Raw genomic sequence first — 22,435 nt, 5'->3', positions numbered from 1 at the left:
ATTGACATAAGAAAGTACCAGATGATGAATCATCTGGTACTTTCTTTATATCGCGTTATCTGAATACGACTTCACCATCAACTCTATCTACAGTAATTTCCGTACCTTCAGCGTAATCTTCTTTTATCAGTAATTTAGCAAGCGGCGTCTCAATTTCCTTCTGAACGAAACGTTTCAGTGGTCGTGCACCAAACTGTGGTTCATACGCTGTATCAGCAATCCATGTTTTCACTGCGTCTGTTAAATGGACGCGTACACCGTTACTAATCAATCTCATGTTCAGCTGGTTAACGATTTTATCGACGATAAATGTCATATCGTTTCTGGATAATGGTTTAAACATAATGATATCATCCATACGGTTCAGTATCTCAGGCTTAAAGTACTGATGAAGTGCAGCTGTAACATTGTTTCTTGCATCTTCCGTTATTTCACCATTGTCGATGCCATCTAACAGATATTGAGATCCAATGTTACTTGTCATAATGACAATCGTATTCTTAAAGTCAACATTGCGTCCACGTGAATCTGTTAATCGACCTTCATCAAGTAATTGAAGCAGCACGTTAAATACATCACTATGCGCCTTTTCAATCTCATCGAGTAACAGAACTGTATATGGATTTCTGCGCACTGCTTCAGTCAGCTGACCACCTTCCTCATGCCCTACATAACCAGGAGGTGCACCGATTAATCTGCTCACAGAATGTTTCTCCATATATTCACTCATATCGATTCTTACCATATGTTTCTCTGAATCAAACAATGTGCTTGCTAATGCTTTCGCAAGTTCAGTCTTACCGACACCAGTTGGTCCTAAGAATAAGAAACTACCAATCGGACGATTCGGATCTTTTATCCCTGCACGCGCACGAATGACCGCATCAGATACTAAGTCAACTGCTTCATCTTGCCCAACGACGCGCTCATGCAGAATATCAGAAAGACGTAATAATTTATCTTTCTCTGATTCTACGAGCTTATTCACCGGTATACCTGTCCATTGTGACACAATATAACCAATTTCTTCTTCTGTCACTACTTCACGAATCAGACGGTCCGTATCTTTCGTTTCCTCGTGCAGCTGTGCTTCTAGTTCAGCAAGTTCTTTCTCTACTGCCGGAATCTTCGCATATTGCAGTTCTGATGCTTTTTCCAGGTTATAGTTGCTCTGTGCTTCTTCCAGCTGCTTACGAAAATCATCCAGTTCTGCCCGTTTAGTCTGCACAACGCTGATCTGTTCTTTTTCTTTCTCAACTTTCGCAGTTAACATCTGCTGACGTTCTTTCTCATCTGCAAGCTCTCTTTGCAGTTCATGCAGTCTTGCTTCTGATTTCGCATCACTTTCATGCTTCAATGCATTCTCTTCAATTTCTAACTGTAACACGCGGCGATTTACCGCATCAAGTTCTGTCGGGTTAGAGCCCATTTCCGTACGTATTGTTGCACAAGCCTGATCGACTAGATCAATCGCCTTATCAGGCAGGAAGCGATCTGTAATGTAACGATCTGATAATTCAGCAGCGGCAACGAGTGCATTATCCTGTATACGTACACCGTGATGTACTTCATAACGTTCCTTTAAACCACGTAGTATTGAAATCGTATCTTCTAAATCCGGCTCTTTTACATTTACTTTCTGGAAACGACGCTCAAGCGCCGAATCTTTCTCGATATACTCACGATACTCATTTAATGTTGTGGCACCGATACAATGCAGTTCACCACGCGCAAGCATCGGTTTTAACATGTTCCCTGCATCCATTGCGCCATCTGTTTTACCAGCCCCAACAAGCATGTGAATCTCATCAATAAACAATAGAATCTTACCGTCAGATTCCTTAACTTCTTTAAGTACTGCTTTTAAACGTTCCTCAAACTCACCACGGAACTTCGCACCTGCAACAAGTGCTGATAAATCAAGCTCAAAGATTGTCTTGTCTAATAGACTGTCTGGAACATCACGCTTCACGATACGCTGTGCAAGACCTTCAACAATCGCTGTCTTACCGACACCCGGTTCGCCGATTAATATCGGATTGTTCTTTGTTTTACGGCTTAATATACGAATCGTATTGCGAATCTCATCATCACGACCAATCACCGGATCCATCTTACCGTTACGCACCTCTTCAACGAGATCGCGTCCATATTTCTTCAATACTTCATACTGAACTTCTGGATTTTGTGTTGTCACATGATTTCCCCCTCTTATATTCATTATGATTTCTTTAATAACATCATTCTTATTCCCTACAAAGTTACGTGTAATTTCATGAACTTCTGTGGCAGCTAGGATAATATGTTCAGCTGACACATACTGATCCTCCATTTCTGTCATCAGTGCCTGAGCCCGACTCATCAACTCGCTCATATTACTAGCAATATACTGGCCATACTGCACATCCCCCTCTACTCGAGGTTTCTTGTCCAGCGCTTCTTGTAATAAAGCTTTATATCCAGAGATGTCCAGATGCGCACGCTCGAACACTGTAACGAGCATACTATCAGCTGTTTCAGCAAAATGTAATAGCACATGCTCACTTTCAATGGCCTGCAATTTATCTTCTCTTGCCTTGTGCTGTGCTTGCTCTAACGCACTCTGCACATTAAATGTCATCTGTTCTATATTCATGTCATTCACCCCTGTTTGACCTTCTTTGACTATAACACTATTATAAAATGTTTTATAATAGAATACAAATATTACGGTTCGTATATAGAAGTTGAAATTTGTTATGTTATAATAAATACAAATTTGAAAATGATCCGTAAGAAGGTGAATACAATGGTTCAATCTGCATTTCACGAAGCAACAAGTATCGTCAACTACATTATGGAAGAGGGAAAGATAGAAACATTCGATGCAAATCAATATATCTTCCAGGCAGAAGATCCTATTGATTCAATCTATATCATTAAATCAGGGAATGTTGTGATTCATCGTGTACTTGAAGATGGCAAGGAATTCAATTTAAAACTGCTGGGCAGACGTAACCTGTTCGGTGTGAACACCCTGTTCTGCGGCAATAAGAAACATGCACTCTTTGCTAAGGTGAAAACAAAGACTACTGTCTATAAAATGGATTTAGCCACATTTGAGACTGCGATTCTTAACGATGAAGTACTAAACTATGAATGGCTGCTATTTATTCAAAATGAAAATGAAAAACAAGAGTATAAGTTACGTGACCTTTATACACTTGGGAAAAAAGGTGCCATCTACTCTACTTTGATTCGTCTGACAAATACGTATGGCGTTGAAACAGACGTAGGCATTAAACTTAATATTGATCTGACAAACAATGAACTGGCAAACTTCGGTGGCACAACACGAGAAGGCGTTAATCGCATCATCAGCGAACTTAAACAGAATGGTATCATCGAAACAAATAACAAGAAAATTACAATTAAAGATTTAGACTATCTAAAGAATGAAATTAACTGCGAAAATTGTCCACTTAATATATGTCGCATCGAATAAGAAGAAAGGAACGAGGCTGAAAATAAATTTTCAGCCTCGTTCCTTTCTCTTTATTATTAACTTACACCTAAAGCAATCTTAGCATAACGGCTCATCATATCTTTATTCCATACTGGATTCCATACAACGTTCACTTCTGTCTCTTTAATCTCAGGTAATTCACCTAATGCAGTTTTCACCTGATCAATAATTTGCGGGCCCATCGGACAACCCATAGATGTCAATGTCATTTCAACCGTGCACAGACCATCATCATCCATATCTACATTGTAAACTAATCCTAAGTTAATGATATCAATACCTAGCTCAGGATCAATAACATTTTCGAGCGCTCCCATTATACTGTCTTTCATAGCTTCTTCCATTTGTATCACCTCAAAGTTTATTATACACTTACTATATCAGAAATTAATATACATATAAACGAAATACATTTAAAGGAGTTATTTTATGGAACAGCATTTAATTTGTCTCGATCTAGATGGAACATTACTTAATAGCAAGCAGGAGATTACACCGTTTACGAAGAAGGTCATCCGTCTGCTACAGGAACAAGGCCATAAATTTATTATTTCGACCGGACGTCCATACCGTGCCAGTCAAATTTATTATAATCAGCTGAACCTGGATACACCGATTGTTAATTTCAATGGCGCATTCGTTCATCACCCAGGTGATACGAATTTTGAGACATTTCATGAAACTTTAGATTTTGAGGTATCAAGAGATATCTTCTCTAAGATTCCTAATCTTAATATTAAGAATATCGTCGCCGAAATTAAAGACAATGTTTTCTTACATTATCATGATGAATATTTATTCGAAGGCTTTAGTATGGGTAACCCTGTCATCAAGATCGGGAATCTACTGGAAAACATTACAGAACCTCCGACAACCATCCTTATCCAGGCTGAAGAATCCGAGATTCCTAATATCTATAAGCACTTTGATGAAATCTATGCTGACAGATTAGAGCATCGTCGCTGGGGCGCTCCATTTCCAGTCATCGAAATCGTTAAGAAAGGTATCAATAAAGCAGTCGGCGTGAAGCTTTGTCACGAATATTTAAATATTAAACAAGAACATGTTATAGCATTCGGTGATGAAGATAATGACAATGAAATGATTAAATATGCTGGAACAGGCGTAGCAATGGGCAATGCAATCGATGAGCTCAAATCTATCGCAGACGAAATTACTGACACAAATAATGAAGATGGGATAGCGAAGTTTCTTATTCAATACTTTAAGCTGGAGGTATAATCATGAAAATCATTATCGTCGGTGCAGTTGCAGGTGGCGCGACAGTTGCATCTCAAATCAGAAGACTCGATGCAGATGCTGATATCACAATCTACGAAAAAGATCGTGATATGAGCTATGCAAACTGTGGTTTACCTTATTACATCGGAGAAACAGTGGCCTCTCGTGATAACATCGTTATGGCAACACCGGATACATTTAATGATAATCGTAATATTCAAGTCCACACGTATCATGAAGTGACACGTTTATATCCGGATGATAAGAAAATAGAAATTTACAATCATCAAACTAAAGAAACATTCACCGATACATACGATTACTTGATTCTGTCACCAGGCGCAAGCCAAATTGTTCCGGATTTATATAAGCATGATCATGTGTTCCAAGTGCGTAACTTAGAAGATACGGATAAGATCGATCAGTATATTGAACGTACCCATGCACAGCGTGCACTCGTAGTTGGCGGTGGTTATATCAGTCTCGAGATGGCAGAAAACTTAAAGCATCGTGGACTGGATGTAACGCTTGTACATCGCAGCAGTCACTTCCTAAAACAGATGAGTCGAGATATTACAGACACGGTTCCTCAAGTACTTGAAGATAATGGTATTCATCTAAAACTAGAAGATGAGGTTGCGCGTATCAATGAGCACACTGTTACATTCAAGTCAGGTGATACCGATACATTTGATATCATCATCACAGCACTCGGTCTGCAACCGAATACGAAATTTATCGGTGATGCACTAGAACTCAATGATAAAGGATATATCAAGGTCAACCGTTATTTTGAAACGAGCAATCCATCTATATATGCACTAGGTGATGCAATAGAAACATTCTATCGCCATATAGATAAGACAGCAACAATCGCACTTGCCTGGGGTACGCATCGCGCTGCCTCTATCATTGCCCATAACTTATTCCATAAAGATAGAGAAGCATTTAAAGGACTACTTGGCAGTAATATTCTTCGATTATTTGATCATACGTATGCGTCGGTAGGCCTCACTGAAGCGCTCGTACTTGAAATGGATAATATCGCACACGTGTCACACACGCAAAAACATAAAGCCAGCTACATGCCTTACAGTTCGCCGCTAAGCATCACAGTTTACTACGAGCAATCAACCGGCAAAATATTATCAGCGAGCGTCTCTGGAAAAAGTGGTGTCGATAAACGAATCGATGTCCTATCAACGGCTATGATCGGCGGATTAACAATCTATGACTTCAAAGATATCGAAGTTGCGTATCATCCTGACTACTCCAGCCCAAAAGATATTATTAATATGCTCGGATATAAAGCGAAGTAGTCATTGATTGTTAATATAGAAAGCAGACGCCCAAGATTTGGGCGTCTTTGCATGGTGTTGCACTTTGTTTATGCACCCCCATCTCAACAGCGAAAAGACAACCCGTATGCACGGATTGTCTTTTCGTTGTTTCTATTTCCTTAAATTATTGACATGTTTCTTCCTATTTCTTGCTGCACCGATGATAAATACTGTAAAGAGCACGATCGTTAACAGTGATGCGATCACATAGCCTAAGTTCAATCCACGTGGTGGAACGAGTGCGTAAAGCTCCGTTTCTTCACGGTTCGTTATCAAATTAAACGTGCCGTCTTTCACATGGATTCTATCTCCAATAAGCAATCCGCTGAGCATCTTATCGCCTGGTATGTCTTTGTCTGTCAGTTTAACGTTCGTAGATTTGCTTGTATCGTTAATATTATAGATGAAGTCTACTTTGTCTGTATCGAAATAGATAAGCTGTTCACCTTTTTCGTTGTAGATTACTTTAGAAGTACCATCGAACATTTCTTTGTACTTATGATAAACTTCGCTCGTCTGTTCTAAGTATTCCACCACTTCTTTATCCGTTCTAAAATCGAGTAGTTGGTGTGTATCAGGAAGTTTTTCACCATTCATCGCAATTTCAGTACCATAAGTCATACTGACCGGTTGCTTTTGTACAAACAGATAGCCCATCATCTGTTTAATACGTGTTCCTGGGAACATATTTTCATGAACCGCATAGCTTGTGAAACGTGGGGTAAAGAAGTTATCAGCTGAAAGTAGCTCCTTCTTATTGTGCTGCTCTGGGATTTGCTCATCAACATTCTTGAATGCTTGTGCAATTTGCTCTGATGTCTTCCCAGTCTGAATGTAATCATAGCCGGTTACTTTAACATCGCTATTGGTAATAGCAATCTTTGTTATATTCTCAGGAAATACTTTTGAAAGATCGACATTATCCTGAAGTACATACATCGATAAGCCATCGACTTTCGTTTTGTTTACGAAGTCTGTCATCAGCTGCTTATAGCGCTTAATATTTGCTTCATTCGTTAAATCAATCATCGGTGTATCTTTGTAATACGATTTCTCTATTGCGTTCATCTTCGTGTCTTCTGTTACTGTGAAATCATCCGTTGCAACAACAGGCATATCGACGATGACTTTCATATTATTTTTATGTGCAAGATATACGAGCTGTTTGAAGTCCTTCTCTCCACCGAATGTTTTAGAAATCTGATTATAATTATTAATCTTATACCCTAGATAATCATTCTTGTCATGGTCAAACACCGGTGAGACATGAATGGCATTAAAGCCCATCTTCTTAATATAGTCTATTTTATTGATGATACCTTTAAAGTCTCCACCGTAAGGCAGATTATTGTCCTTGTCATTATGAATGTCTTTATTATTATTCTCATCACCATTCATAAATCGATCAGTAAGAATGTTATAGATACGCATTTCGTCCTGACTCGCTGCTTGTGCAGGTAGCGCACTGAATGATAGCAGTAATATCACCAATATGATTGAAATTCTTTTCATTTGAATACCCTCACTTAAGTTATTATATTGATTATACTAAATTACTTATCGTTTATGTAAGAGTTCATAAAATATTCGAATAAAAAAGACAGCGAGAAACAATAAACGTTTCTTGCCGTCTTTTCATGCTTTACTTAAACATCGTTGTAATTGGCCCCATCGGTAAATGAATACCTAAGCCGATTGTTAAGATGATAAATAATATTACGAGATAGAAGAAGGTTCTTGAAGGTTTCTTCTTTTTCTTCTTCGCAATTGTCATCTCCATTAAACCGATAGTAATTAAACCTAATAAGAATTTAATACCATACAATGCTGAATCTACTTTCATATACTGCATAAAAATCATAATTCCGCTGATGATCACAAGTAATGCAAATAATCGCTGAACCATAAGTAATGGTTTGAAATATTTGCTAGGACCTAAGCGATCAGAGAAATTAGAGTATGCTGCAAAGAAAACGATAATTAAAACAACCCAACTTAAAATATGCAGATGAAACATACCAGTTTCCATGTATTTCACTCCTTTATATTCATACTGTTATTAGTTTAACATAGATTCCTATACTTGTACCAAAATAACTGTATGAACAAAAGGATACTATTCTCCGATTGTATTCTGTAAAGTACCGATACCGTCAATCGTCACTTTAATTTCATCCCCACGCTTTAAGTATACAGGTGGATTCATGCCTGCACCTACACCGCTTGGTGTACCTGTTGCAATAATATCACCTGGATGTAGTGCAACATACTGTGAAATCTCAGCAATCAGATCGTCAATTTTCTTTACCATATCCTCCGTATTGCCATCCTGACGAATTTCACCGTTCACTTTCGTTACGATATTTGCATTTTCTGGAGTCGGCAGTTCATCTTTCGTTACGATATACGGTCCCATCGGGCATGCACCTAATAAGCTCTTAGATAAGAACGCCTGAGCATGCGCCTTCTGCAGGTCACGTGCTGTAATGTCATTAATGATTGTATAACCATAAACATAATCTAATGCTAATGCTTTAGGAATCTTATGACCATATTTACCGATGACTACGCCTAGTTCTCCTTCATAATCTAATGCTTCTGTAACATCGCTATGTGATGGTACAAAAGCACCATCTCCAATTAAGCTTGAAGGTGCTTTTGTAAAGACATAGAGCTCATCCACATTATTGTTCATTTCCTTCGCATGATCCGAATAATTTCGCCCGATAGCGATAACATTATTGGTCGGAACAACAGGTGGTAGGAACGTCATATCTGTATATGCAACTTTGTAATCTTCGGCATCCTTCTCTTGCTCTATATGTGCGATTGTTTTACGTACAAGCTCCTGAAAGTCGAGCGTATTGTTTTGCTGTAATGCTTCTAATAACGTCTTTGGGTAATTCGCTGTATTCGTTGCTTCAAATACACGGACAAGATCCCATGCTGCATCTTCTCTTTTAACCTTTACACCGAAAGATTGTTTACCTTTATACTCAAACGACAAAAATTTCATGAATTCCACTCCTTCTTATACTTTGTTTCATTATACAGAAAATAAGATGACGTTTCATTGTTTTAGAGTTATTTTTCAGATTTTTTTGAATTTATTATTTTTTACATGAAGAATTAACATCAAAACGACGAATACGGCACTTATAATTACAGTCAATATCAAGCTTTCTGTCATCATTACATTTAAGTTCTCTGGTGGAAATGCACGGAACCACCCTGTAAATAGCAGTGTGGCACTGATCTCGACGATGGCAATAAAAGCCATAAAAGTAATGACATCACGTGGAGTGACATGAACATTGCGGTCGAGTAACATAGCGATAGCTAGTCCTTGTAATAATGATCCGGACAACGTAATGATAAACTGTGTCCAGTCAAAAGTGGTGCTAAACAGCTGCAACTTAGCTGCTGTTCCTAAAGTTAACAGTATAAGTGCTAGTGGAAGCTTGAACTGCGTGATTCGTGCACGTCCTAAAAGCATAGAAGGTACGATAACACAACATAGCACGATTGTATAATGCCACAGATGCGAGTTGAACAGTTCTCTGTTCAACTGTAAGATTTCTCCGTAATGAGAAGCGTTGTATGTGCCAATAAATTCCTGGAATGCATTAACATTAAGAAATGTCTCCTTGTCACCATAGAGTAACAAAGACGGAATTAAAATAGCGATGAACAGCACACTTATCAATAAACAGGCGATGCTGATATAAAGTGTACGTGAATATGCTCCGATGAACTTATAAATCATATTCGTGACAATAAGTCCTAGCATCATCATAAATATGATACTCATTCTTGAATGTACTAATATGAGAAGCCCACCAATAATCAAGTAAGCCATCATTCTGCGTGTAAGTTGCACACGTGCCAGAAAATAAGCGATGACCGGAATCATTGTAAACAAAATGATAAATAAGTAAGTTTCTAGCACAGGGAGTTCTTCTTGCGCATAATAATCGAATGGATTAATAAATTCAACAGGCTGTGCACTTAAATATATAAAGTGCAGCCCGTAGATTAATAAAACGATTCCCATCATACTGTATTTAAGCAATAATTTTATCATTACACCTCAACCATTCCCGCCTCAAAGAAATATAGATATCCAGTTACAGGTTCATCTAATATAACTTCCAGCGTCTTCTTATAGTAATTCATCTGAACTTCGTAACGAAGCTTCAATTCTGCTAGTGTTTCCTCTGTCGTGCGGCTGAGCCGTGAGATTACTTTATCTGTCTTATAATCGATAAAATAGTAATGTCCGTCAAACTTAAATACACAGTCAATCATCCCCTGGACAAGCTGATCTGGATGACTTTGTGTGATATACTGCTTACCGATAACAAACGGCAGCTCAAAGTAAACCTCGTCTGCATGAACCAATCTGTCATAAAGTACAGTCTTTGTGAACTGATAAATATGTTTTTCGTTGATGAGTGGTCGTTCCTCATCTGAAATAATGCGACGCTCTACTAAATCATCAAGAAAATGCTTGATATCCTCTGATTCCACATTGTTCAGGCGCGGCAGATGCTGCATTACTTTATGCATAAGTGTTCCATATTCAGCTGCCGTCTTCTTCTCTTCAGACATAAACTTTGGACGATCATAAGTCGCTTTACCAAGTCGATATTGATTGATATATGTCCAGGCAGTGGCTTCATCATCTGTTTCCTGTGCTTTCTTTATTTCTGACACACTTTCTTTTGTCGGTAGCAAATTCTCACTTAAATATGGATAGCGGTACTCTTTAAGTTCCTGTAGCCATGTTACACCTTCAGCTTCATTAGATTCAGCTGTTTCTGTAGCTTCATTTTCGGGCGTGTTCAGCGTACGAATAATACGAACGTCGATAGAGGCATCATGTAATGCAATCGGTGCGATAAGCTGCAAAGGACTAAGCGCACTGAGTCTATAGTAATCATCCATCTTTTTATCGACTTCTACATTCTGAAACTTCTCTATCACTTTATCGTCTTTGACATTTCCTACAAGCACCAGTTTTTCACGGGCACGCGTAAGCGCAACATACATCAACCTCAACTCTTCAGACACTTGTTCATTACGAATCTTCGTCTTAAACAACTGATTGATTGCTAACGGATAAGTCGTATGCGCCGCCTTATCATAGAAATTAATAGACAGGCCAAGACGTTGATTCAGCAGCAGCTGTTCCTTTGTTTCCATCAAGTTGAACTGGCGGTCAATATTGTTATAGATGACAAAAGGAAACTCTAATCCTTTAGAGGCGTGGACTGTCATCATTCTGACAACGTCCGCTTCATCTGAAACAATATTCATCTCACCAAAGTCTTTACCAGCTTCAAGTATATTGTCTACAAAGCGAAGAAACTGATAGATACCTCGGTAACTACTCTGTTCAAACTGCTCTGCCTTTTGTAGCAGACCTTCCAGATTGGCTTGTCGCTGGTGGCCTCCTGGCAGTAAGGTAAACTTTTCAATGAGCAGCGTGTCATTATATATGTAATCGATTAAGTCCTTCACACTCACCTTTCTACTTTGTTCACGATAATCTGAAATATCAGCGAGCACCTTCTTCACCTTATGCTTAAGCTGTTCATTTTCACCATTGACACTATATGCGAGAAGGTTATGGTAAAGATAGACTGAACAGTCGGATCTCAATGCGGTAAGTTCATGAGCATCAAACTGATAGATGATGCTGCGCAAAAGCCCGGCTAAAGGAATATCCTGTAATGGATTATCTACCACTCTTAATAAACTTAAAGTCGTATTAATTTCGTCCGTCTGGAAATACCCTTCTTTACTATTCACATGAAAAGGAATCTTACGGTCTTTCATCACTTTCATATGCTCTGCCGCATTGCTGAATCCACGCTCTAAGATTGCGATATCTTTATACTGAGCTGCACGGTACTCACCCATCTTAACATCATAAACTTTTTCTTGTGCAATAATCTGTTCAATGACATCGGCAATATGATGAGAAGCATAGTATTCGATATCATTCAGTTCCTCTTTACTCAGAAGATGCAGTTCTGTATGCTGTGACACGTCGTCATACGGTGCACCGTAATATAGCATCTGTGCATCATCATAGATGATATCACCAAGTTTCTCATCCATTATTTTAGAGAATATTTCATTTGTATTGTCGATGACAGAACGACGTGAACGGAAGTTTTGAGAAAGATCGATGACTTTACCAGGTCCGCCTGATTTGAAATGACTGTATTTCTCCATAAATAGTTCAGGTTCTGCCTGTCGGAATTTATAGATGGATTGTTTCACATCTCCGACCATAAACATATTATCCTCACGTTTGATCGCCTGAATGATACTTTCCTGTACACGGTTTGTATCCTGGTATTCATCGACGAGAATCTCCTTATATTGCGCCTTTAGCATGTGTGCAATTTCAGTCGGCTCATCATTATGGATTAATATTTGCAGAGCGAAATGCTCATAATCGCTAAAATCTATCAGTTTACGCTCACGTTTAAGCTGGCTGAATCTATCGATGACCATCTGTGTTATACGTGTCAATCGTTCTACTTCAACCGACATGGCACGAATATCATCAGCAAGTTCTGCTATTGGTGCATATAGATAGTTTTCCTGAATATTTGATACCAGCTTCTTACTCTGTGCTAAATATTCTTTTATGCCTTCATTTAATTCTTTGTCGTATGGATCATCGCTCTTTTTCATATTTGGTTTGCGACCAAATTGAATACTTTGAATAAATGAGAATTTATCTTCCAGCGCTTCAGGAAACTGTTCCAGCTGCTGGCGTATTTTCTGTAGATATTCAAGGTTTGTATCTAATGCCGGGCTGATACATAGATCTTCTGCACGCTTAATTAACTGGACTGCCTGATGCAGTTCGTCATTAATCTGTTGATTAATCGATAAGAAATAACTGCTGTCTATTGAAACGTCACGATATGAAGCTGCAATCGCGTCTAGCCACCTCGAAGGATGACTGTTCGCAATCGCAAAGTCGTACATCTTCACTAATGTCTTTCTCACGTAATCATCTTTACGGTCTGATGAAAGGTGCAGAAGTAACGTCATATCATCCGGATGTGCAGCTTCATAAACTGTTTCTAATACATCATCAATCGCCTGCATGAGTAACAGCGCACGTTCTTCTTCAGAAGCGGTTCTGAACGTCGGATCAAGATCAATTGTATAATAGAAACGCTCGATTAAATTAAGACAGAAGCGATGCAAAGTCGATATATCTGCTTGATGCAATTTGATGAGCTGCGTTTTGAGATGTTCATTATGAGGTGCATCATTCAACGCTTCTTGCAAGCGATTAAAAATACGGTGTTTCATTTCTTTCGCGCTTGCATTTGTAAATGTAACGACGAGCAGTTCATCAACATTGACCGAGTGATCGATGACCTTTCTAATGATACGTTCTACAAGCACTGCTGTCTTACCACTACCCGCCGCTGCTGCAACGAGTGTATCTTGTCCTGTTGTCACTATCGCTTCTTGCTGACTAGCTGTCCATCGCATCTTTATTCACCGCCTTCATAATTTCATTTAATGGGTCGATTTCTTTATCAAACGTTCTGATATCCTCCTGGTTTAATATCGGATCTATGTGGCATACCGATTTAAACGCACAGTACTGACAAGGGTTCAGCTTATCGTATCTTACAGGATTGATACGGCTGTCTCCTTGCAATATATTTTGTGCTGTATGCATAAACTGCTGTTTATTATGCTGAATAAGTGCATGCATTTCTTCTAATGCAAGCGTTCTGGAGCTTCTCTTATTAAACGATCCGTCATTCTTTAACATCGCGGGAACGATTTTCGATTTCTGTCCCGCTTCAAGCGTCGTGTCCATATCTTTCGCGATCTCTATGTCATCAAGGATAAGCCCCTGCATACTATATTTATTAAATCGTTCATCGAAGAGTTGCTCTGCACCTTGCTTCACGTTAAATGAAAGTTTTGGATTGTACACATGAAAATAAAGCATCCCTGCTGGTATTACATCACTCTTCAGTCCAAGCCGTGCAGTGTTTGAAAGCACGACGTCCATATAAGTCAGCATCTGCATTTGCAGTCCATAATAGACCTGCTTTAAGTCAAGATCAGTCTCACGTGATTTATAATCGATGATGCGCACATAATCTTTATCTGTTGATGGGAGTATATCGATTCTATCAATCTGTCCGGTAATCTCGATCTGTTTATTCTTTCCGAAACGATAAATTTGCGTATCCAGTGCGCCACCTTTACCAAATTTCGTCTCAAAACGCGCCATCTTAAAGTTGCTGTACTTCGTCTGACGTTGAATCGCAGTGAAAGTCGAGAGTAAAATTGTCCTGATCTGTTTAACGATATATTGATAGTAATGTTTAGAATACAGCACTTCATAATGAACAGAAGGCAGTGACGCTTTCAAATAGTCGTCGATTTCTGAAGCGATGACAGCGGCATCCACTTGCAGCACCTGATCCTTAAACTTCTCACTTAAGTGTCGCAGTGCATCATGAAAGATATTGCCAAGCTGGAATGACTGAAATTGATAAGGTAGACGTTCTTTTAATTTTAAACCATGGTTTGCAAAGTGTTTGAATGCACATTGGTTAAATGTTTCAAACCTTGAGACGCTAGCCTTTATCGTATCGCCATAAAGATGCGACACTTCATGTTCGGCGAGCATCTCTGACTGATTTCTGTAATGTCTCAGCTTAAATACATGTTCAAATTGCGGATCTGTCTCATACACTGCAATAACATCTGACCAAGTATCGTCTTCAATATGTGACACTGCATGTTTAATACCTGCCTGATACGTTGTGATACAGTCTTGCGGTTTCATATCATGCGTCATATCCTGAACCTCAAGGTGTAACTGTCTCTCTAGCCGCACTAAATACCTTGAAGGACGCATCGCTTCCTGGTTCATATTCATTAAACTGTATGATATGTATACCGAATGCTGTGCATGTGTCACAGCATTATAGAATACAAACCATTCATCCTGTATCAGTACATCCGTTGTCGGTGCAAGATGAATATCCCCTATTTCCTGCATCATACGTTTTTCCTGGTCCGTAATCAGCGCATCTTCTTTCATCGGTCGAGGCAGAATATCATCATTGACCCCGCATACGAATACATACTTTTTATTTTCTACCTTTGCAAGATCAAGGTTTAATATCTGTATCTGGTCGAGTCCTTGAGGTGGTGCATTATATTCAAGTGCCAAGAACCCAACATCTATAATATCGCACATCACCTTATAATCTAATGTCACTTCATCCATAATCAATACGAAATCATCCAGTACCTGATTTAGTCCAGTTAGAATCTGATCAAATGTCAGCGCAATATACTGCTCGCCGTTGTCTTTAGCCATATCTTTATGCTGCATCAAATATTCTGGCAGCGAAATTGACAGCATAAAATTATAGATTGCACTTGCAAATGCACGTCCGGACTGCGCGTTCACTATCCCTTCCTTAAAAGGTTCTATAATCGATAGCATATACTCGATATATTGTAGTAATGCATCCCATTGGTCTTGTTCATAGACATCCTTTTCATCATAAAATAATTTACGTTTATGAATTAAATCATCATAATACATGCCACGCTCAATCATAACGTTTTCCAGCATATCAATAAGAAGCAGATCTTCTTCTCTCTTAAATTCGTGTGCAATTAAACCTGTCTTCAGTGCTCGAAATAGATGTTCAATACGCATATTTGTCTTAAATGCATCCAGTAATGAACGAATCAGTTCAATTGCTTTATGGTGAATCATTAGTTCTTTATAGTCCGTATGATATGGAATCTCATGCTTACGGCACACATCGATCAGCTGTTTGACATAACTTTCATCACGATAGAGTACTGCAATATCCTTAAATCTCTCCCCATTTCTCACGAGGTCCATTATTTGATGTGCGATATGCGCAGCTTCAGCTGGTACAGATGCATGCTGTGATAAATGTATATGCTCTGGGTGACTGATTGATACTTCACGTGAGAAACTGTTTTCAAGCGTGTTCAGTTCGTCATTGAAACGATAAGGAACATGCATATTGTCGACATGATATGTTAATGCGCGCTCATGCAAATAGGTTTTAATATGATCCAACGTTTCGGTCGTCTTTCTAAACAGTACAGGGTCTGTCTGATCGATTGTCAATGCGATTGTCAGTGATTTCGCATGCTGTGCTAACGACTGGATGACCATATATTCTACAGTCGTAAAGTTATAGAAACCATCAATGTATATATCCGCATTACGGATTGTCTCTGATGTTTCTATCATTCTACATAGAGAAACGAGCATATCCTCTGTCTGCATATACCGTCCGCTCATCTTCTCGTCTAATGCTGTATACACTTCATATATGTCATGCAGCTTATCTTTCGTACGCACATCCATTTCTTTTCCGAGCAGTGTATAAACATCGGGCGGTGTGACATTATATTTTTTTAGTTCTGAGATGACTGCTGCCATCTTCTGACTAAAGCCAAAATATGCGCTTGTCGACTGAAATCTCTTTAATTCATCTTTATGTTCGTTGAGTATCTGATACGTCAGCATTTCAACGCCACTGTTTGAAATATGCTGCAGCTCCGTGCTTCCTTCTTCGCTTTCAAGTCTCCAGAACAGTCGATCAAAGGAATAGATTGCTGTACGCATACTTCCTTTAATCATCGCATCATGACTTAACGCCTGTTCAATCTGAAAGGTACTTTGTCTTGGTGCAATCATGATAATTGGATCACCAAGCGGTTGTCCTTTCAGCTGTGACTTTATCCTTTCAATAATTTCATGGGTCTTCCCTGTCCCTCTTCTGCCGAGTAATAATTGAACTGTCATCTGTTTCCTCCTAAAAAAACAACTTTACAAACAGGAATATTTTGTAAAGTTGTATCTATATTTATTGTGGATTAAAATTCACATGAAATGTATCTAGCGGCCAATATCTTACCTGTACTTCTCCTACAACTTGCTGCTCTTTGATCAATCCGAAACTTCTGCTATCATTACTCGTCTCTCTGTTGTCTCCAAGAACAAGCAGCTTACCTTCTGGAATGACCGATTTACCACCCGCACCAGATAGATCACTTACTTTGAAATTTTCTGTAAGCAATATATTTGTCTTAGCAATTCTGTTTTCCTGAAGGTAGGGTTCTTCAGTACGTTCGCCATTGATATATAAAACATCATCCCTGTATTCTACTTTATCTCCCGGCTTTCCTATAATACGTTTAACGTAATCTTGAGTACTTCCTGTATGAAAGACGATAACATCGCCATTATGCAGTGTACTCATCTTATTAACGATGACCTTATCCCCATCAGTGAAAGTCGGATACATTGAATCGCCACTTACAGAATAAGAAATAAAGAAGAATGTCTTTACAACAAAATATAATACTGTGGCAATGACAATCGCAATCAGCCATTCAATAAATTCCCGCTTCAAAAGGAGCACCTCAACTTATTTTATATTAATCACTTATCTTTCCAGATGCCGCTCAATTCTTTTACCAATCCACCACAGAATCACGAGCACTATAATAACAATTATACTCTTTTCAGGTGCTTTCACAAAGGAATATATATCGTTACCGATAAAGCTTAAAGTAAACAACATAATCGCTTTTCCGAATAGAACGACCCATAAATATTTCTTTATATCGAGCGTGCTTAGACCTGCCACAATATTGACCAGACTGGAGGGTGTGAATGGAAAGCAGAGTAACAAAAATAATGGCAGCATCCCTCTGTTATCCACTCTTCTTATAAACTTTAATGTCTGCGGATGTTTGCTTAATCGTCTTAAAAGTCGATGCTGACCATAGGTTCTCACTAAAAGCGTAACACAATATGAACCAGCTACTGCACCGCTCCATGTAAGTAAGAATCCAGGTATCAGACCATAAGCATTCACATTAACAACAGCAAAGACCATAATCGGTAATATCGGAATAAATGCTTCAATAAATGGCAGAAGAAAAGCAATAATAATGCCGAGACCTTTAAATCGTTCAAATAATTCCAGTAAGTGCGCTTCTGTAAACAAACCTTCACCTCACTTTTATGTGATTATAATGTAAATATTAAAAAAAACAAACTATGAACAGTTCATAGCTTGTTTTAAGAATAACATGACATATATTATTGAAGCCTTGCTTCTAGTTCTGCCTTCTTGTCTTCAAAGCCCGGTTTCCCAAGCAATGCGAACATATTCTGCTTGTACGCTTCAACCCCTGGCTGGTTAAATGGATTAACACCGAGCAAGTAGCCGCTCATCGCAACACTTAACTCGAAGAAGTAAACAAGGTAACCGAAAGTAAATGCATCTAACTTCGGTACTTCAACGACGAAGTTTGGTACCCCGCCATCGCTATGTGCAAGTAGTGTCCCCTGGAATGCTTTCGTGTTGACGAAGTCCAATGTTTTACCTGCTAAGAAGTTCAGACCATCTAGATCATTCTCATCCGCTTCAATTGTGACATCGCTTCTTGGTGTCGTTACTTTAACGACCGTTTCAAAGATATCACGACGCCCTTCCTGAACGTATTGACCTAATGAGTGAAGGTCCGTTGAGAAGTTCGCGCTTGATGGATAGATACCTTTAAAGTCCTTACCTTCAGACTCACCGAATAGCTGTTTCCACCACTCGTTGAAGTATTGAAGACTCGGTTCGTAATTGATTAACATCTCAATCGTGTACCCTTTGTTGTATAAAATATTACGCAGCGCTGCATACTGATAACTGATGTTCTCTGTAAGTTCTGATGAACTCAGTTCATTACGTGCACTCGCAGCTCCTTCCATCATCGCATCAATATCATGGCCTGCTGCTGCAATCGGTAATAATCCAACAGCTGTTAATACTGAGAAGCGTCCTCCGACATCATCCGGCACGACAAATGTTTCATAGCCTTCAGTTGTGGCAAGTGACTTTAATGCACCTTTAGATTTATCCGTAGTTGCATAAATACGAGATTTCGCGCCTTCTTTGCCGTATTTCTCTTCCAATAGTTTCTTAAATACACGGAATGCAACAGCTGGTTCCGTCGTTGTACCAGATTTAGAAATCACGTTCACTGAGAAATCTTTGTCCTGAACATATTCAATTAAATCGTTCAAATAGCTTGATGATAATTGGTGTCCTGCAAAGATAATCTGTGTCTTATCTGATTTCAGGTGATCAAATGATTTATTCAGCATCTCGATTGCAGCACGTGCACCGAGATAAGACCCTCCAATGCCGATAACAATTAACACGTCGCTATCTGCATTTATCTTCTTCGCACTTTCTTTAATACGTGCGAATTCTTCCTTATCGTAATCTACCGGTAAGTCCAGCCATCCTAGGAAATCGCTACCTGCACCACTACCTTCATGGATTACATGATGAATATTTTTCACTAAATCCTGCATCTGTGTCAATTCATGATCTCCTACGAACGATTTTGCCATGTCGTAGTTAAATTTAATATGCGTCATTTCTATTCCTCCCGTTCATAGTTTCACAATCATTGTACTCGATTCAACTTAAGTTCACAATCCATAACGCTTTATAAAGTGCTTATATCTTAAAAATTGAAATATTTATATTTTTATTCTAAAAAATGAATATTTATACTTGATTTTAGTTATGCATACTGATACATTATTATGTATATTAATTAATAAAATAAATTCAAAAACTAATGGGGGAATTGAAATGAACGAAAAACAAAAAGTGGTATTAGCATATTCTGGAGGATTAGATACTAGCGTCGCAATTCAATGGTTAATCGAGAAAGGGTATGATGTTATCGCATGCTGCCTTGATGTCGGTGAAGGAAAGGATCTCGCACACATTAAAGAAAAAGCACTCAAAGTTGGCGCGATTGAATCGATCATGCTCGATAAGATTGAAGCATATGCAGAGGACTACCTATCATATGCGATCAAAGGGAACAGCCTTTATGAAAATACATATCCGCTTATTTCAGCACTGAGCAGACCGCTGATCGCTGAAGCGCTTGTAGAAGTTGCACATCAACATGAGGCGAAGTTCATTGCACATGGCTGTACAGGAAAAGGAAATGACCAGGTGCGTTTTGAAGTTGCGATTCATAGTATCGATCCATCTATTACGACACTTGCGCCGGTTCGTGACTGGGGATTCAGTCGTGAAGAAGAGATTGAATACGCTAAAGCGCATGATATTCCCGTGCCTATCAACTTAGATTCACCCTACTCAATCGATCAGAATTTATGGGGCAGAAGTAACGAATGCGGCATCTTAGAAGATCCCTATGCCACACCACCTGAAGATGCATATGACTTAACCGTATCACCGAAAGATGCACCAGATGAAGAAGAAATTATTGATATCACTTTTAAAGCAGGACTTCCAGCTGCATTAAACGGACAGTCTTTAAAATTGCACGAAATCATCAAACAGTTGAATGAATTAGGAGGCAAACACGGTGTCGGCAGAATCGACCACGTTGAGAATCGTCTTGTCGGCATTAAATCACGTGAAGTATATGAAGCACCAGGTGCAATGATCATCCTTAAAGCACATAAAGACCTTGAAACAATCACTTTAACGAAAGATGTACAGCATTTTAAACCCTATGTTGAGCAGCAGTTTGCTAACCTTATATATAACGGCTTATTCTTCTCTCCACTTGCCGATCATCTGAAACATCTGTTAACAGATATGCAGCAATACGTTAATGGCGAAACAAAGGTCAAACTCTATAAAGGAAATATCACAGTAATCGGCAGAAAAAGTGATAACACTCTGTATAACGAGAAGCTCGCAACTTATACGAAGGAAGATACATTCAATCAGCAGGCAAGTGTCGGATTCATTGAAATCTATGAACTTCCAGTGAAGCAGGCAACGAGAGTGTATAGAGGTGATGCACATGAGTAAAGCGCTATGGGGTGGCAGATTTAAAGAAAGTATGAGTGAACAGGTCGCCGACTTCAATCAATCGATTGAAGTTGATGCGAGACTGTTCTACCAAGATATTAAAGGGAGTATCGCGCATGTTACGATGCTTGAGAAGACGTATATCATCACTTCAGATGAAGCGAATCAAATTATCAATGGACTACAGGACATTAGAGAAGACTATGAAGCGGGTAACGTGACTTTCAAAAAAGAACTAGAAGACATCCATCTTAATATCGAGAAACTGCTGATAGAAAAAATCGGCCCTGTTGGAGGAAAGATGCATACCGCTCGTTCAAGAAATGATCAGGTCGCAACAGATATGCACTTGTATGCAAAAGAGATGACAGAGGCCATCATTACATCTATAAAAGCATTACAACACGTCATAATCGATTTAAGCAAGCAGTACCATACAGTAATTATGCCGGGATATACCCATCTTCAGCGTGCACAGCCGATTCTTTTCAGCCATCATATTATGACATATTTCTGGATGCTGGAACGTGATAAAGCAAGATTCAGTGAAGGCTTAAAACGCATCAATATATCACCACTCGGTTCAGGAGCACTCGCAGGAACGACCTTTCCCATTGACCAGCAGTATACAGCTTCACTGCTCGAATTTGATGATGTCTATGCAAACAGCATCGATGCAGTAAGCGACAGAGACTATGTACTCGATATAATGCATAATATTAATCTTCTTATGATGCATCTGTCTCGTTTCTCTGAAGAGATTATTCTTTGGTGCAGCGAAGAATTTAAATTTGTAACTTTAAGTGATGCCTATACTACAGGTTCATCCATTATGCCGCAGAAGAAGAATCCAGATATGGCCGAACTCATACGAGGTAAATCCGGAACAGTGGCAGGTAACTATATGGGACTGCTGATGACGATTAAAGGTTTACCACTTGCATATAATAAAGACTTGCAAGAAGACAAGAAAGGATTCTTCGATAGTATCGATACAGCATTGCAGTCTGTTCAAATATTCACTGGCATGATAGATACGATGGAAGTCAATGCGGCACATCTAACAGATATCACACAAAATGATTTCTCAAATGCGACGGAACTTGCAGACTATCTCGTGACGCTCGGCCTCCCTTTTAGAGACGCACATGAAATAACAGGACAACTCGTACTTTACGCAATTGATAACAATATCCTGCTAAAAGATATTCCATTAGGCCATTATCAAACGGTTAATAAAGATATTACGAACGATATATATACGAAGCTCAACCCCGAACATGCAGTAAATAGAAGAATCAATGACAATGGTACAAGTACAAAAAGCGTGATGAAACAAATTGCAAAAGCAGAACAATGTATGTAAAAAAGCAGCGGAATCCGCTGCTTTTTATTTGCGTACTGAT

16 protein-coding genes are annotated in these 22,435 nt (G+C 38.9%); 5 read left to right on the top strand and 11 right to left on the bottom strand.

Features of this window, described 5'->3' with window-relative positions; all coding sequences use genetic code 11:
• Positions 1-55 precede the first annotated feature (55 nt).
• On the bottom strand, positions 56-2,635 hold the full coding sequence (gene clpB, locus KYI10_03205; GenBank protein QYA33455.1) for an ATP-dependent chaperone ClpB: 2,580 nt from the start codon (positions 2,633-2,635) through the stop codon (positions 56-58).
• A gap of 129 nt (positions 2,636-2,764) precedes the next feature.
• Between clpB and KYI10_03200 the strand changes: the two genes are divergently transcribed.
• Complete coding sequence (locus KYI10_03200; protein ID QYA33892.2) at positions 2,765-3,484, top strand: Crp/Fnr family transcriptional regulator; 720 nt, start codon at positions 2,765-2,767, stop codon at positions 3,482-3,484.
• A gap of 56 nt (positions 3,485-3,540) precedes the next feature.
• Here the strand turns inward: KYI10_03200 and KYI10_03195 are convergent, their stop codons facing one another.
• On the bottom strand, positions 3,541-3,849 hold the full coding sequence (locus KYI10_03195; protein QYA33454.1) for a metal-sulfur cluster assembly factor: 309 nt from the start codon (positions 3,847-3,849) through the stop codon (positions 3,541-3,543).
• Between the two features lie 85 nt (positions 3,850-3,934).
• Here KYI10_03195 and KYI10_03190 point away from each other — a divergent pair, with 85 nt between their 5' ends.
• Together KYI10_03190 and KYI10_03185 are read left to right on the top strand one after the other, a co-directional pair.
• On the top strand, positions 3,935-4,747 hold the full coding sequence (locus tag KYI10_03190; GenBank protein QYA33453.1) for a Cof-type HAD-IIB family hydrolase: 813 nt from the start codon (positions 3,935-3,937) through the stop codon (positions 4,745-4,747).
• Complete coding sequence (locus KYI10_03185) at positions 4,747-6,066, top strand: CoA-disulfide reductase (GenBank protein QYA33891.1); 1,320 nt, start codon at positions 4,747-4,749, stop codon at positions 6,064-6,066. Before KYI10_03190 ends, KYI10_03185 begins: the two co-directional genes overlap by 1 nt.
• 132 nt (positions 6,067-6,198) lie before the next feature.
• On the opposite strand, the gene KYI10_03180 is transcribed toward KYI10_03185, so the two are convergent.
• The 9 genes from KYI10_03180 to KYI10_03140 all read right to left on the bottom strand — a co-directional run bounded on the left by KYI10_03180 (position 6,199) and on the right by KYI10_03140 (position 19,600).
• Positions 6,199-7,599: an alpha-amylase family protein gene (locus tag KYI10_03180; GenBank protein ID QYA33452.1), complete on the bottom strand. Its 1,401-nt coding sequence runs from the start codon at positions 7,597-7,599 to the stop codon at positions 6,199-6,201.
• Positions 7,600-7,729: 130 nt separating this feature from the next.
• On the bottom strand, positions 7,730-8,116 hold the full coding sequence (locus KYI10_03175; protein QYA33890.2) for a YisL family protein: 387 nt from the start codon (positions 8,114-8,116) through the stop codon (positions 7,730-7,732).
• Between the two features lie 87 nt (positions 8,117-8,203).
• Positions 8,204-9,103, bottom strand: a complete 900-nt coding sequence (locus KYI10_03170; protein ID QYA33451.1) for a fumarylacetoacetate hydrolase family protein — start codon at positions 9,101-9,103, stop codon at positions 8,204-8,206.
• A 75-nt stretch (positions 9,104-9,178) separates the two neighbouring features.
• Positions 9,179-10,171, bottom strand: coding sequence for a hypothetical protein (locus KYI10_03165; protein ID QYA33450.1), 993 nt, complete (start codon positions 10,169-10,171; stop codon positions 9,179-9,181).
• On the bottom strand, positions 10,171-13,617 hold the full coding sequence (gene addA / locus KYI10_03160; protein QYA33449.1) for a helicase-exonuclease AddAB subunit AddA: 3,447 nt from the start codon (positions 13,615-13,617) through the stop codon (positions 10,171-10,173). The genes KYI10_03165 and addA overlap by 1 nt, the downstream gene beginning before the upstream one ends.
• Positions 13,601-16,957 (bottom strand): helicase-exonuclease AddAB subunit AddB, encoded by a 3,357-nt coding sequence (addB, locus tag KYI10_03155; protein QYA33448.1) that lies wholly within the window; start codon positions 16,955-16,957, stop codon positions 13,601-13,603. The genes addA and addB overlap by 17 nt, the downstream gene beginning before the upstream one ends.
• Positions 16,958-17,018: 61 nt before the next feature.
• Positions 17,019-17,567, bottom strand: coding sequence for a signal peptidase I (gene lepB / locus KYI10_03150; GenBank protein QYA33447.1), 549 nt, complete (start codon positions 17,565-17,567; stop codon positions 17,019-17,021).
• 33 nt (positions 17,568-17,600) lie between these two features.
• The gene (locus tag KYI10_03145) at positions 17,601-18,167 is read right to left on the bottom strand and encodes a VTT domain-containing protein (protein ID QYA33446.1); all 567 of its coding nucleotides are present in this window, start codon (positions 18,165-18,167) and stop codon (positions 17,601-17,603) included.
• A 95-nt stretch (positions 18,168-18,262) separates the two neighbouring features.
• Entirely contained in the window at positions 18,263-19,600 is a 1,338-nt protein-coding gene (locus KYI10_03140; protein ID QYA33445.1) for a glucose-6-phosphate isomerase, read from the bottom strand.
• Between the two features lie 220 nt (positions 19,601-19,820).
• Here KYI10_03140 and KYI10_03135 point away from each other — a divergent pair, with 220 nt between their 5' ends.
• Entirely contained in the window at positions 19,821-21,029 is a 1,209-nt protein-coding gene (locus tag KYI10_03135; GenBank protein QYA33444.1) for an argininosuccinate synthase, read from the top strand.
• Entirely contained in the window at positions 21,022-22,395 is a 1,374-nt protein-coding gene (gene argH, locus KYI10_03130) for an argininosuccinate lyase (GenBank protein QYA33443.1), read from the top strand. Before KYI10_03135 ends, argH begins: the two co-directional genes overlap by 8 nt.
• The last annotated feature ends 40 nt before the right edge of the window (positions 22,396-22,435 follow it).

The organism is Macrococcus sp. 19Msa1099 (genome assembly GCA_019357535.2).
Classification (GTDB): Bacteria; Bacillota; Bacilli; order Staphylococcales; family Staphylococcaceae; genus Macrococcoides; species Macrococcoides psychrotolerans.
This window is presented reverse-complemented; position numbering and strand designations above follow the sequence as displayed.